Below are 12,375 nucleotides of genomic sequence, written 5' to 3'. Positions count from 1 at the left end.
GATCGGCCCTACGTTGTTGGCCGGGCCGGATACTGAACGGATCTGCGTGAATCGATCGTGATTTTCAACTTGTGGTTCGGGCAAATATGCGGTCGGGAAATAGCCGAGCCCTGCGAACTGAGTGAAGCATTGCTTCCTTCTCCGTGCTCGAAAATGAGATCATCAAAATGGAGGTCGGGCGCCTGGCCGGCTTCGGTTATGCTGGGCTATCATACAACCTTAAGATGGTCGCAAATGTGTGCCAGGTCACAGGGCCAAAGAGTCGCAGCAACGAGAGACGAGCGAGGCTGCCCATGAGCGTTTCCGTCATCGAGCAAGCAAAGATCCAGGCGCAGGTGCTGGTGCCGCTGGTCAAGGCATTGCAGGCCGAGCTCGGCGAGGCGCGCGCCAACGCGCTGGTGCGCAAGGCGCTCGGCGATCTCTATCGCGGCTTCGGTGAGGAGTTCTGGAAAACGAAGAACGAGACCGATCTCGGCAACGCTGTATCGTCGGCGTTCAAGACCTATGCCCGCGACGACGCGCTCGCCTATGACGTCGTCGAGCAGACGGCGGACACCTTCGCGTTCGACGTGACGCGATGCGCCTATGCCGAGTTCTACAAGGCGCTGGGCGAACCGGAGCTCGGCTTCCTCCTGGTCTGCACCGCCGATTTCGCGACCGCGGAAGGGTTTGGTCCCGACGTCAGGCTCACGCGCACGCAGACGATCATGCAGGGCGCCAGCCATTGCGATTTTCGCTACCGGCGCGATGCGGGGGGATCACGGTGAAGGGAATGCAAATGATGCGGGCAAGCTGCCTTGCCATGGCTGCGCTGGCGCTGATGGCATCACGCGCCGATGCGGCGATCATCGATTGGCAGGCCGAGCTCCAGCGCTGCCGCGTGCTGCGGCAGAACGTGGCGCCGCTGCTTCAGGCCGGCGAGGGAATATCCGCCGTCGGCCGCTCCAACAGATCCGTCCGTCGCTGCATCTGGATCCAGCGCATGGCGGTGCGCAAGAAAATCCCCGGCGCGGAGGCGTGGTAGCAGGCGCCCGTCAGGTGGACTGGCTCTTCTGCCGGAGCAGCAGGTCCTTCAGTCCTGTCGGATAGAGGCTCGGTCCGCCCTGCGGAGCGGCGTCTTGCGTCGATCGACAGTCCTGCGGGCGTCGCCTCAGCCGGCGGACACGCCCGGCTTGAACAGGGCTCCGACCGGCAGCTTTTCCTGGAGGTCATACGAACTCGGCCGGTTCTCCTTGACCCATCTTGTTTCGGCGTGGGATTCGAATGGCGGCGGAATTTGCCCCTGAATCGACCAAAGGTCGGCCGGTAGCTCGTCGATGGTGACCTCCCAGTCGTATCCCCGGTCCTTGACGTAGGGCGCGATCAACTTGTCGACTGCTTTCACCCACCATTCCCTGATGACGGGGCCGGGCATCGTCCTCGCCATGTGGTCGATCTTGAAGCGGACGAATTTCTCGTGCGAAGCTCCGCCGACATAGACCGAACCTGCGGCGACTTCCTCGAAGATCATCACGGCGTAGAATTTCGGGATGGGAATCCTCGCATACATTGCGGTGACCTTCTCTGCGAATTCCTTCTTGTCATGAGCCGAGTAGGCCCCGACGGGGTGATAGACTTTCCACAACGGCACTCGAGTTCTCCTTGACGTTGGCTGGTTCTTAGGGAAGCCCGCGCAGCATTTGGTATGATGGGGATAATATCACTGACTGCGCCGTCGGCTCTTCAGGATCTGGCGACCCGCGGTAACCGCTGAATCACGTCTGCGTTGGCTCAGCCTTGTTGGGGCCGCCACAGCTGGGCGAGCCGGAGCTCGGCTTTTCTCCTTTGTCTGCACTTCCGACTTCGCGACTGCGGAAGGGTCCGGCCCCGACGTCAAGCTGACGCGGGCGCAGACCATCATGCAAGGCGCGCGAGCCATTGCGACTTCCGCTACCGGCGCGACGCGGGGGGATCACAGTGAAAGGAATGCGAACGATGCGGGCGACCTGTCTTGCAATGGCTGTGCTGGCGCTGATGGCGTCATGCGCGGATGCGGCGGTGATCGACTTGCAGGCCGAGCTCCAGCGCTGCCGGGCGCTGCGCGCGAACATCGCGCCGCTGCTTCAGGCCGGCGAGGGGATATCCGCCGTCGGCCGCTCCAACAGATCCGTCCGTCGCTGCATCTGGATCCAGCGCATGGTGGTGCGCAAGAAAATCCCCGGCGCGGAGGTTTGGTAGCCAGGCGCCCGTCAGGCGGACTGGCGCTTCCGTCGGAGCAGTACATCCTTCAACCCGTTCGGATAAAGGCTCGGCCCGCCCTCGACGTCGAGCTCCGCAAGATCGAACCAGCGTGCGACGATCTCTTCGCCGTTATCCTCGCGGAAGTCGATGCGGTCCTGGCCGCTGAACGCGCCGTCTGGAAGCGCGACCTCGGCGATGAACATCACCTCATGCCCGGTCGATCCCTCGTGCAAAAAAATGTTCTCCATCACCAGCGGCTCGCCCGTGATGGTGATGTCCACGCCGAGCTCTTCGTTGAATTCGCGCACCAGCGCAGTCCGCCAGCTCTCGCCGAACTCGATCTCGCCGCCGAGCGGGCGAACGCCCTTGATCCGCGCCGCATCGTCGCGCACCTCGGCCGCCAGCAGCCGCCCGCCCCGCCAGTGCAGGCCGAGCGCGACGACGCGGATGTGAGGGTGGGGCCGCCACGTGGACATGGGGGCATCGTTATCGTGCCCGCCGGCGCTGCGCAATGCGCGGTGGCGAGGCCTTGTCGGGCTTGATCCGCACTGCCTTCGGCATGCAAATGCTTCGCAGCCTTGATCCGTGAACCTCCGCCTGCCATTGTCCGGTCATCCATGACGGCGACGAGCCTGGTGAGATACAATTTGCGGGGTTCGGCGAAACGTGTCGCTTCGCCGGACGTGACGAGAAGGCAGTTTTCGAGATGAACAGCGTGAACAAGCCCGGCGGCAACTATTTGCCGGTGATCATCCATGGTGGAATTGCGTATGTCAGTGGTCAGCTGCCGCGTCGCGGTGAGGACCTGCTGTATGCGGGCAAGGTCGGCGCAAATGTCGATATCGCGGCCGCGCAGGAGGCCGCTGCTCTTTGCGCCGATCTCTGCATTTCGGCCATCAACCACGCAACAGGCGGAGAGGACAGGATCGTCCAGGTCCTGCAGCTCGTTGGATACATTGCTTCAGCGCCCGGATTTACCCAGCAGTCGCAAGTCATGAATGGGGCCTCCGACCGGCTGATCGAGCGCTTGGGCGATCGCGGTCGTCACACGCGCACGTCTGTCGGCGTCGCCGAGTTGCCGCGGGGCGCTCCCGTCGAGCTGAGTATGATTGCCGCTGTTCGGTCGTAAGAGGCGGTCTTATCAGACGAGATACTTCTTCACCGCTGCCTCGTCCCACGCGATCCCGTTGCCGGGCTCCTCGCCCGGCAGGGCAAAGCCGTCCTTGATCGTCAGCCGTGTCGCCAGCACCGCGTCGGCCCAGTCGACATATTCCAGCCAGTGCGCGGTCGGCGTCACGCAGAGCAGGTGCGCGCTGACCTCCGAGAACAGGTGCGTCGACATCTCGATGCCGGCGGCATGTGCGAGCGAGGCGGCGCGGAGCCACCCGGTGACGCCGCCGATGCGCTGCACGTCGGGCATCACGTAGTCGCAGGCCTCAGCGGACAGCGCCGCCTGCATCGAGAAGGCGCTGTCAAAATTCTCGCCGATCTGGACCGGCGTGCGGAGCGCATCCGCAATGCGCGCGTTACCAGCGTAATCGTCGTGGCGGATCGGCTCCTCGATCCAGGTCAGCCCCTCGTCGTCGAGCATCTCGCCGCGGCGGATGGCCTCGGTCACCGTCAGGGCCTGGTTGTAGTCGCACATCAGCGTGACCTGATCGCCGACGGCCTTGCGCACCGCGCGCACCACGGCGAGATCCTCCCGCGCATCGGGCCGGCCGACGCGGATCTTTGCCGCGTGAAAACCTTCGGCCAGCAGCTTGTGGGCTTCGTCCACCGCGGCGCCCGCCGGCATGATGCCGAGTCCCTTCGAATTGTAGGCCCTGACCGGCTTCGGCGCGCCGCCGAGCAGGCGCGCCAGCGGCAAGCCTTTGCTGCGCGCCAGCGCATCCCATGCCGCCATGTCGATGCCGGATTGCGCCAGCCGCTGCAGGCCGGCGAGGCCGAGCAGGGTGAAGCGCTGGGTCAGCTTGCGCTCGATCTCGAACGGCAGCAGCTCGTCGCCGGCGACGAGCTCCGACATTTCCGTGACCATCGCCGTCAGCGGCTTCAAGGCCGACGGCGTGATCGAGAACAGATAGGCATGCCCCACCGCGCCCTGGTCGGTCTCGCAGTCAATCAGCACCAGCGGCGCCTTTGCGACCGCGCCGGTCGAGGTCTTGAGCGGCAAATTCATCGGCACGATCACGGGGCGCGCATTGAAGCGCCTGATGCGGATGGTCTCGGTCATATGGAGGATCTCCCGGCGGAGTGAATGCAGGTTCATGCCGATCTTAAACATTCGCCATGAAACGAAAAGCCATTTGCTGCGACCCACCATGAAATGGGGTTGCGCGGCCTCGCATTTGCGGGCTCTGTGCCGCCGCAAGCTCTTGCCGCGAATTCCCGGGATTTGCGTCAAGATCGCACACGACGGAGCCACAGGGTGAAACAAGAGATCTCCGAAGAACAGCGCAAGAGCGGCATCCTCACGGGGGCCGTGATCGCCTTGCTCCTGCTCGCTTTGCCGGTCGCGGTGTGGCTGGACCTGACCGACCTCAGCAAGACCGCGCTGCGCCGGCAGGCCGCCGACCTCAACTCGGTGATCACGAGCGTGCGCAGCTACTATGCGTCCAACGTGGTCGGCCGCATCCTGGCTAACCCAAACGGCACCACCAGGGTCGTGCACAATTACGAATCCGTCCCCGGTGCGATCCCGATCCCGGCGACGCTGTCGCTGGAGCTCGGACGGGTGATCGGCGCGCAGCAGGAGAACATCGCCTACCGCTTCGTCTCGGATTTCCCGTTCCAGAACCGCGCCGCGCACCAGCTCGACAAGTTCGAGAAGGACGCGCTCGACGCGCTTCGCAAGGACCCCGAGCAGAAGATCGTCGAGACCGAGACCTCGCTGTTCTCCGACAAGGTCCGCCTGGTCGCGCCCGTCACGATGGGCCCGGCCTGCGTCAGCTGCCACAACAGCCACCCCGAGAGCCCGAAGAAGGACTGGAAGGTCGGTGACATCAGAGGCATCCAGGAGGTGATCATCGCGCAGCCGATCGCCGCCAACATCTTCTCGTTCAAGTTCCTGCTGGCCTATTTCCTGATCGCCGCCGGCTGCGGCCTGTCGTTCCTCTCGCTCCAGCGCCGCCAGGCCGGCCGTATCAAGGGCATGAACAAGGAGCTCGAATCCGCCAACGACTTTCTGGCTTCGTTGTCGATGAAGATCTCGCGCTACATCCCGCCGCAAGTCTACAAGAGCATCTTCAGCGGCCAGAAGGACGTCACCATCCACACCGAGCGCAAGAAGCTCACGATCTTCTTCTCCGATATCCAGAATTTCACGGCGACCGCCGAGCGGCTGCAGCCGGAATTGTTGACCCAGCTCCTCAACGAATACTTCACCGAGATGTCGGCGATCGCCCATGAATATGGCGGCACCATCGACAAATTCATCGGCGATGCCATGCTGATCTTCTTCGGCGACCCCGAGACCAGGGGCGACCGTGCGGACGCTGAGGCCTGCCTCCAGATGGCCTGGCGCATGCAGCAGCGTCTTGCCGAACTCAATGCGAAGTGGCGCGCCTCCGGCATCGAGCAGCCGTTCCGCTCGCGCATGGGTATCAATTCCGGCTATTGCAATGTCGGCAATTTCGGCAGCAGCGACCGCATGGACTACACCATCATCGGTGCCGAAGCGAACCTCGCCGCGCGTCTGCAATCGATCGCCGAGCCCGGCGGAATCGTGCTGAGCTACGAGACCTTCGCGCTGGTCAGCGACATCGTCCGCGCGCACGCGCTGCCCGCGATCACGATGAAGGGCATCAGCCGCGAAATCATTCCCTATTCGGTCGACGCGCTCAACGACGCTGCGGCGGAGAAGAGCGGTGTCATCACCGAGCGCGCGCCCGGCCTCGAGCTGTATCTCGACCCCGCCATGGTGAAGTCAGGCGATGCAGCACGCGTCCGCTCGCTGCTGGAAAACGCGCTGGCTTCGCTGAAGCCGGCGTGAAGGTGCTCTTACCCTCCCCTGGAGGGGGAGGGTCGATCGCGCGCAGCGCGAGCGGGGTGGGGTGATCTCTCAACACGGGCAGTGTTCGATGCGGAGAGACCGTCACCCCACCCCGCCTCATGTCTCGCTTCGCTCAACATGAGCCGACCCACGGGCGAGCTACGCTCGTCCCGGACCCCTCCAGGGGAGGGTAAGGGCCGACCTCTCACAACGCGACAGGTGCTCTCCCTCCCCCCTCTTGTCCGCCGCAGCCTTGGCGAAGGCGGATGCGGGGGAGGGCGGGGGAGAGGGGTGGCCCAGCAAAAGGTGCGTGCCTGAACGCCGCGCTGCACCAACCAGCGTCGACGCGAGACTCACCGCGCCGCGCCCTCCGTGAACGCGGTCTCGATCACATCGCCAAAAGGCTGCCAGGAACGGCCGTCGAACTGGACAAGCCGCATCTGCTTGATCGGCAGATAGCTGTTGGGCGAGGTGCTCATCCTGATGTTGGGCAACGCAACGGAGGGCTGCTGATCCCTCAGCGAAGCCGCCTGACGCATGATGTTCTCGCGCGACAGGTCGTCGCCGCATTGCTTCAGCACCTGTGTCAGCGCCTCGGCTGCGCCGTAGCCGTAGACCGCGGCGCTGTTGTTGGTGCTTTCGACGTGATGGTACTTGTCCATGAAGGCGAACCAGTCCTTCATGGCGGGGTCGTTCTTCCATGCGGGGTCGCTCGGATCCTTCAGGAAGGCCGCCGAGATCACGCCGGACGAATTCTCCAGGCCCGCGGGCGCCATCGCGTTGGCGATCGAGGCGGAGGCGTCGTTGACGATGATGACCGGGCGCCATTTGAGTGACGCCGCCAGCTTGATCACCTTGGACGCCGTCGACGGCACGCCGAGAAAGACGAAGATGTCCGCGCCCGCGCGCTTGAGGATCGAGACATGCCCTTCGAGATGCTCATCGGCAATGTCGAAGGCGATGTCGACGAGGACAAGGCGGTTCAGGTCGCCAAGACCTTCCTGGATGCCCCTGTAGAGCATGCGTCCGAACTGGTCGTTCTGCCAGAGCACCACGATCTTCTTCTTGGGGTAATAGGCCTGGATGTAGTTGGCATAGATGCGCCCCTCCGACCGGAACGACGGCTGCCAGCCCATGGTCCAGGGAAACGCCTTGGCCTGGCTCAGCTCCTCGTCGCCGGATGCGACGAACAGCTGCGGGATTCTCTTCTCGTTCAGGTACCAGCGCGTGGCGATATTGCCGGGCGTGCCGAACGAGCCGAACATCAGGTGTACGTCGTCCTTCTCGACCAGATTGCGCGTCAGCTCCAGCGCGGTGGCCGGATCGGAATTGTCGTCGCGCGTGATGAAGCGGATCTTGCGGCCGTTGATGCCGCCGCGCGCGTTGACCATGTCGAAATAGGCGGCCTCCGCCTGGCCGATGGCGCCGAATTCCGAGAGCGGTCCCGAATACGGCATCACGTTGCCGATGCGGATTTCATCGCCGCTCGCGGGTTGTTCGGCGTGTTGCTGGGACATCGCGCCAAGCGACGCGATAGCGATCATCGAAACGAACAGCATCCTGCCGATGACGCGCATGCTCGATACCTTGATATTGGCCCCTCCAAGAGGTCGGCTCAATCCGCACCAAGTCCGCTTGATCTACGTCAAGCGTTTGTCAAAGCTGTGGCTTGATCGCCCGCTTCAAGGCGACGCATCGCGAACGAAACGACAGCCGTGTTGACGGGCCATCAATCGACAGAGCGTGCCGTGTGGCACCCCTCTCCCTAACCCTCCCCCGCAAGGGGGGGAGGGAACGCATCTTTCGTTTGGCGAGTGACTCCATTCATTAGCGCGTCGGCGATGAGGGCACAGCGTGGCCACGTGCTCCGCTGCGCTCCCTCCCCCTTGCGGGGGAGGGCGGGGGAGAGGGGTGGCCCAGCAAAAGGTGAAAGTCGTCGCGCCGCCCGCAACGCGCCGCTACGGCAGCTCCCGCGCCTCGAGCTGATGCACCAGCAGCAGCGTCGGTTCGGCGAGGCTGTCGCCGGAGCCGTCGAGGCCGAAGGCGGCGGCGATGCCGTCGCGGCTGCGCAGCAGCGTGCTGCGCGGGCAGTGGCCGGCGCCGCACAGCGTCTTCTTCAAGGTCTCGCCCTGCGCCACGAGGCTCGCGGGATCGTTCGCGGCCCAGGCCAGCACGATCGGCGCATCGACGTTGAGGATGCCGGGGAAGACCGACCGCTTGTCATATTGGGTGGGGTCAGTGCCGAGATAGGCCTTCTCGCTGTCGCTCGCGTCCTTGCCCGCGCGGTAGATCCCGGACACCAGCACGACGGCGGCGACATCGGCGCGGTCGGTCTGGAACTCGGGATGCGCCAGCAAGGTGGCGACATGGAAGGCGCCGGCGCCGTAGCCGACCGCGACGATCTCGCGGGCATCGCCATTGAACAGGTCGATATTGCCGTGGACCCAGGATAGCGCCGCCGCGACGTCGGTTGCACCCATCGGCCAGGTCGCCGCAGGCGCAAAGCGATAGTTGACGCGCACGCCGATCATGCCGTTGCGCGCGGCAAAGCACATCGCCTGGTCCTGGACCTCGCGGGACAGGTCCGGCGCGCCGCGATCGCCGGTAAAGGTGTCGCCCCCCACGAACAGCAGCACGGGCCGGGGCGTATCCGCCTTGGTCTCGCTGCTGGTGGCGACGTCGAGCACATTGGCCTCGCTGTCGCCGTAGCGCAGCCCGCGCGAGAAGGAGATCTGCTCGCACAGCCGCGCGGTGCCACCGGCGGTCGTGTCGTTGTCGGTGAGGCCCACCCGGACGAGATTGGACGGCCCCGTGAGCCGCGCCGGCAATGGGCCGTGTGCCGAGGCTGCCGTCATGCCCAGGATGAGAAAGAAAGCGAGATAATTCTTCATGTTGGTATGTTGGTGCCGGCCCTGCGTGCCCGATATGGGTTCGCGCGTTTGGCCCGTCTTTTCAATTCGCCTTATTAGTTAGTTGGTCTTGAGGCGATTTCACGGCACCCGGTTTCTTGCCCATGTTCTTGCCCATGCGCGGTTCAATTCCCCGGCTGGAAGGTGCAGTCGGCTCCGCTCCCGTCCTTGCGGCGGATGGCATTGGGGTCGATCGTGCAGCTCAGCTTGCTCAGGCTCTCGAAGTTCGATCCCGCCGCACCATCGGGCGGAATGCCGGCGAGCGCTTCTGTCGCGAAAATTTCATTGGCCGTCGAGCCGTTCACGGTCCTGCTCTTCTTGCCGAAGGTCAGCTCGCAATTGCGTAACGTGATGTCGACATTGCCGGTGCGGCAGACGATTCTGTCCACAGTCACCACGATCGGCTTCTTGTAGGGAATCTCGGCATTGGCGGCGAACAGCATCGCCACCGCCTTCCTCTCGGCGCCGGTCAGGTCCGGCGACAGCGGCGCGATCACGCCCGCGAGCGCCAGCGCCGTCGAGCCCGAGACTTTCGCAGGCGTTGCCCCCGAGGCTCCGGTGGCGTTGAGCGCGCCGGCAAAAGCGAGCGCGGCGACGATGCGGGCCCAAATCCTGGATCGGGCCCTTGTCGTGAATGTCATTCGCGTCGCTTCCTCTCCGGTCACGGCTTCGCCGCCGCAAGGCGCCCCGAACCTATGACAGAATTGCTAGTCCGGGCAGAGCCATGCGCTTCAGGCTGCTTGTCGATGGCCTTGATGATCGCAGCCGCCGCCGTCTGGCCGGACTGGAGAGCCCCTTCCATGTAACCGAAATACGCAAAGCAGGTGTGCTCACCGGCAAAGAACAGGCGGTCCTCGAAGCCCTTGGCCAGCAACGGCCCGGCGAGGCAGACCTCGCCGGGGGCGGGACAGGAGTAGCCGGCGGCGGTCCATTCGTCGCGCGGCCAAGCCATGAACTCCGGCTGATCGGCCAGATGCGCGACATAGCCCTTGTAGACGCTGCCGATCTGCTGCGCGTAGAACAAGTCGACCTGCGTCTGGTCACCGGGCCGGTAGTGCTTGAGAGCTTCCGCCGCGACGTCGGCGCCGGCAAACAGGCTGAGCTCGACCGGTTGCTCCGGCGGGGCGATCTGGTTGTCCGTCCCTTCCCAGGTGACACCGAACTGGTTCGAGATGGCGGTCGGGGCGAGGCCCTCGCCGATCCAGAAGCGCTTCTTGAGCGGGCTGAGATATTTCACCGCCGTCCCCATCGTGACGTAGTAGTCGTGCGGCAGGTGGGGCGTGATCGTGATCTTGGCGTTGGGTGAGTCCGGCCACAGGCTCGGGGGTATCGCGAGCACGGCATAGTCGGCGGCGAAGGGCGCGCGTGCCGTTCCGTTGCCGGAGGGGCTGAATTCCAGGGTCACGCCTTCACTGTCGATGCGGATGGCGCGCACCGGCGTCGACAGGTGGGTGCTGGCGCCGTTGTCCTTGATGTCCTGCGCGAGACGAATGGCGAGCTCCTGATTGCCTTCCGAGCAGCGCAAAGTCTCGGTCTGGGTGAAGAAGGCGTCGATCTGGTCCTTCATCCGTCCGCCCGCGACGACGGCCAGATTAGCAAGAAGGCTCTGCTTGGTGGTCGGCTGGCCGGCGTCGTTGGAGAACTGCTCCTCCATGGCGTGCTTGGTGAGCTTCGAGCAGTCGAGGCTGGCGATCCACTCCGCAATCGTCCTGGCGTCGAGTTTCCTTGCGCCCTTGGCGCGCCAGGGCTTGTCAGGCTTGACCCTGCCGGCCCACCGACTGAGCTTGCCGAAAGCATCGTCCATCTCGTGATAGACCAGCTTCATCTGGCCGTCGGAGAGCTTGTGGCCGTCGAGAAACACCGGCATGTCGAGCTCGAGCGCGTCGAAATTGGTGTCCGAGGTGATGACGGACAGGCCGAGCTCGAACCGCTTGGCATATTTCAGCCAGAGCGGATGGTTGTAGCCGATCAGCTCGCCGCCGGCCTCGACGATCCCGCTCGGCTTCTTCTTGCTGAGAACCCGGCCGCCGAAGCGGTCGCGGGCCTCGAACAGCGTCACCTCGCAATGCGCGACGAGCTCGGAGGCCGCCATCAGGCCGGCGAAGCCGCCGCCGATGATCGCGACTTTCGGGCGTCGCACCGCCAGCGCGCGGAGCGCGGTGGGTGAGCGGATCGTGGGTGGGGTGGGTTGAAGGGCGAGCTTGTCCTTGACCCGCCGCTGGCGCTCCGCCCCCGAAATCCTGGGCCCGTAACGCCGGTGCAGCCGCGCAAACAGCGAACGCATCGCGAGCTTCCCTTGAAAATGTCTTCGGCCGGGACGGCGCCGTGCCGCGCCCTGAAATGCTGCAACATCGGCTAAAAATGGACCGGCCGATAGAATCGAGACTAACTTACAATCTTGCGGAGAGTCGAGTGGCGGCTTCTCTTCCGCCCGAAATCTTGCCCCTGCCCGGCAATTGAAGGGAAAATCCGCGAACCGCGCGGCGATTGCGCGGTGCGGCTGTTTTGGTCCGACGTGTCAAACATTTGGGGCGCGCGACCGCGGCCGCATGCCGGCCGCGCGTTCTACTGTGCATGGGGTTGTTTTCGCAGTTTTAGTTTTGGACCGGCCGTTACACCCGCTTCATCGTCCGGAAGGTGATGGAATAGCGGCGTGCCTCGACCGGCGGGATGCTGTGCTCCCATTGCGACCGCGCCTCGCCGTCCATCATGTAGAGCGAGCGCGGCAGGGCTTCGAGCGCGTGGCGCTTCCATTTGTCGCCGCTGCGGCGGCGGAAGCGGAATTTGCACGGCGAGCCCAGCGACAGGCCGAGGATCTCCTTGAAATGCGGCTTGTCGCGGTGCCAGCCGATGCCGACGCCGGTGTCATATTCGGTGCAGAGCACCTGCCGGACGCTGCCGCCAGCGAGGCCCGCCCAGGCCTCGACCTGCCGCACCACGGGCAGGACCCAGTCCGGGATCGGCTCGGCCTCGGCCAGCCGTTGCAGCGAATAATCATAACGATAGCCGAACGACGCCACCCGGCGGTTGCCCTCGAAGGCGCCGAACTGGAAGCGCTGCAGCGGCAATGCTGCGATGCGGCCGATCAAGTCCTGCTCGACGGCGGCCTCGACGAAGTCATCGGTATAGCGAAGCCCGCCAGGACCGGCTTGCGGTTCGGCGAACAGACCAAGTTGCATCATTCCTCGCATTTCCGTGATGGAACCTATTGGCGGCTGAAGCGACTTACATAGGACACGGAAAAAAACGTGCGAGGCT

General features: G+C 64.4%; 13 protein-coding genes. 5 read left to right on the top strand and 8 right to left on the bottom strand.

Annotation, left to right across the window (positions count from 1 at the left end; genetic code table 11):
* Nucleotides 1-293: 293 nt before the first annotated feature.
* Together AB7290_RS38085 and AB7290_RS38080 are read left to right on the top strand one after the other, a co-directional pair.
* A complete protein-coding gene (locus AB7290_RS38085; RefSeq protein WP_085398769.1) occupies nt 294-767 on the top strand; it encodes an L-2-amino-thiazoline-4-carboxylic acid hydrolase in 474 nt (157 codons plus the stop codon).
* 11 nt (nt 768-778) lie between these two features.
* Nucleotides 779-1,024: a hypothetical protein gene (locus AB7290_RS38080; protein ID WP_085398770.1), complete on the top strand. Its 246-nt coding sequence runs from the start codon at nt 779-781 to the stop codon at nt 1,022-1,024.
* A gap of 126 nt (nt 1,025-1,150) precedes the next feature.
* Here AB7290_RS38080 and AB7290_RS38075 read toward each other — a convergent pair whose 3' ends face one another.
* Entirely contained in the window at nt 1,151-1,630 is a 480-nt protein-coding gene (locus tag AB7290_RS38075) for a tautomerase family protein (protein ID WP_085398764.1), read from the bottom strand.
* A 344-nt stretch (nt 1,631-1,974) separates the two neighbouring features.
* On the opposite strand from AB7290_RS38075, the gene AB7290_RS38070 reads away from it, so the two are divergent.
* On the top strand, nt 1,975-2,217 hold the full coding sequence (locus AB7290_RS38070; protein WP_085398765.1) for a hypothetical protein: 243 nt from the start codon (nt 1,975-1,977) through the stop codon (nt 2,215-2,217).
* A gap of 11 nt (nt 2,218-2,228) precedes the next feature.
* Here AB7290_RS38070 and AB7290_RS38065 read toward each other — a convergent pair whose 3' ends face one another.
* Entirely contained in the window at nt 2,229-2,696 is a 468-nt protein-coding gene (locus AB7290_RS38065; RefSeq protein ID WP_085398766.1) for an NUDIX hydrolase, read from the bottom strand.
* 230 nt (nt 2,697-2,926) lie between these two features.
* On the opposite strand from AB7290_RS38065, the gene AB7290_RS38060 reads away from it, so the two are divergent.
* Nucleotides 2,927-3,349 (top strand): RidA family protein, encoded by a 423-nt coding sequence (locus AB7290_RS38060; RefSeq protein WP_063985690.1) that lies wholly within the window; start codon nt 2,927-2,929, stop codon nt 3,347-3,349.
* A gap of 12 nt (nt 3,350-3,361) precedes the next feature.
* Here AB7290_RS38060 and AB7290_RS38055 read toward each other — a convergent pair whose 3' ends face one another.
* Nucleotides 3,362-4,450, bottom strand: coding sequence for an enolase C-terminal domain-like protein (locus AB7290_RS38055; RefSeq protein WP_085398771.1), 1,089 nt, complete (start codon nt 4,448-4,450; stop codon nt 3,362-3,364).
* Between the two features lie 195 nt (nt 4,451-4,645).
* On the opposite strand from AB7290_RS38055, the gene AB7290_RS38050 reads away from it, so the two are divergent.
* Nucleotides 4,646-6,208 carry an adenylate/guanylate cyclase domain-containing protein gene (locus AB7290_RS38050; RefSeq protein ID WP_085398767.1) on the top strand — a complete coding sequence of 521 codons (1,563 nt, stop codon included), beginning with the start codon at nt 4,646-4,648 and terminating at the stop codon, nt 6,206-6,208.
* A gap of 353 nt (nt 6,209-6,561) precedes the next feature.
* Here AB7290_RS38050 and AB7290_RS38045 read toward each other — a convergent pair whose 3' ends face one another.
* The 5 genes from AB7290_RS38045 to AB7290_RS38025 form a co-directional block, all read right to left on the bottom strand.
* Nucleotides 6,562-7,785, bottom strand: a complete 1,224-nt coding sequence (locus AB7290_RS38045) for an ABC transporter substrate-binding protein (protein ID WP_135214796.1) — start codon at nt 7,783-7,785, stop codon at nt 6,562-6,564.
* Nucleotides 7,786-8,166: 381 nt separating this feature from the next.
* Nucleotides 8,167-9,099, bottom strand: a complete 933-nt coding sequence (locus AB7290_RS38040; RefSeq protein WP_085403430.1) for an alpha/beta hydrolase — start codon at nt 9,097-9,099, stop codon at nt 8,167-8,169.
* Nucleotides 9,100-9,242: 143 nt separating this feature from the next.
* Nucleotides 9,243-9,758 carry a hypothetical protein gene (locus AB7290_RS38035; protein WP_094184312.1) on the bottom strand — a complete coding sequence of 172 codons (516 nt, stop codon included), beginning with the start codon at nt 9,756-9,758 and terminating at the stop codon, nt 9,243-9,245.
* Between the two features lie 20 nt (nt 9,759-9,778).
* A complete protein-coding gene (locus tag AB7290_RS38030) occupies nt 9,779-11,401 on the bottom strand; it encodes a flavin monoamine oxidase family protein (protein WP_135214797.1) in 1,623 nt (540 codons plus the stop codon).
* A gap of 328 nt (nt 11,402-11,729) precedes the next feature.
* Complete coding sequence (locus AB7290_RS38025) at nt 11,730-12,299, bottom strand: alpha-ketoglutarate-dependent dioxygenase AlkB (protein WP_085403428.1); 570 nt, start codon at nt 12,297-12,299, stop codon at nt 11,730-11,732.
* Nucleotides 12,300-12,375 lie beyond the last annotated feature (76 nt).

The sequence above is a fragment of the Bradyrhizobium sp. 613_E4_N2_2 genome (assembly GCF_052075995.1).
In the GTDB taxonomy this organism is placed as follows: domain Bacteria; phylum Pseudomonadota; class Alphaproteobacteria; order Rhizobiales; family Xanthobacteraceae; genus Bradyrhizobium; species Bradyrhizobium barranii.
Note: the sequence above shows the minus strand (reverse complement) of the source record. Positions and strands in the feature narration are given on the sequence as shown.

Coding starts and splice junctions, on each gene's coding strand:
- AB7290_RS38085 (WP_085398769.1), top strand. CDS start 294: ATGAGCGTTTCCGTCATCGAGCAAGCAAAGATCCAGGCGCAGGTGCTG.
- AB7290_RS38080 (WP_085398770.1), top strand. CDS start 779: ATGATGCGGGCAAGCTGCCTTGCCATGGCTGCGCTGGCGCTGATGGCA.
- AB7290_RS38070 (WP_085398765.1), top strand. CDS start 1,975: ATGCGGGCGACCTGTCTTGCAATGGCTGTGCTGGCGCTGATGGCGTCA.
- AB7290_RS38065 (WP_085398766.1), bottom strand. CDS start 2,696: ATGTCCACGTGGCGGCCCCACCCTCACATCCGCGTCGTCGCGCTCGGC.
- AB7290_RS38060 (WP_063985690.1), top strand. CDS start 2,927: ATGAACAGCGTGAACAAGCCCGGCGGCAACTATTTGCCGGTGATCATC.
- AB7290_RS38055 (WP_085398771.1), bottom strand. CDS start 4,450: ATGACCGAGACCATCCGCATCAGGCGCTTCAATGCGCGCCCCGTGATC.
- AB7290_RS38045 (WP_135214796.1), bottom strand. CDS start 7,785: ATGCGCGTCATCGGCAGGATGCTGTTCGTTTCGATGATCGCTATCGCG.
- AB7290_RS38040 (WP_085403430.1), bottom strand. CDS start 9,099: ATGAAGAATTATCTCGCTTTCTTTCTCATCCTGGGCATGACGGCAGCC.
- AB7290_RS38035 (WP_094184312.1), bottom strand. CDS start 9,758: ATGACATTCACGACAAGGGCCCGATCCAGGATTTGGGCCCGCATCGTC.
- AB7290_RS38030 (WP_135214797.1), bottom strand. CDS start 11,401: ATGCGTTCGCTGTTTGCGCGGCTGCACCGGCGTTACGGGCCCAGGATT.
- AB7290_RS38025 (WP_085403428.1), bottom strand. CDS start 12,299: ATGATGCAACTTGGTCTGTTCGCCGAACCGCAAGCCGGTCCTGGCGGG.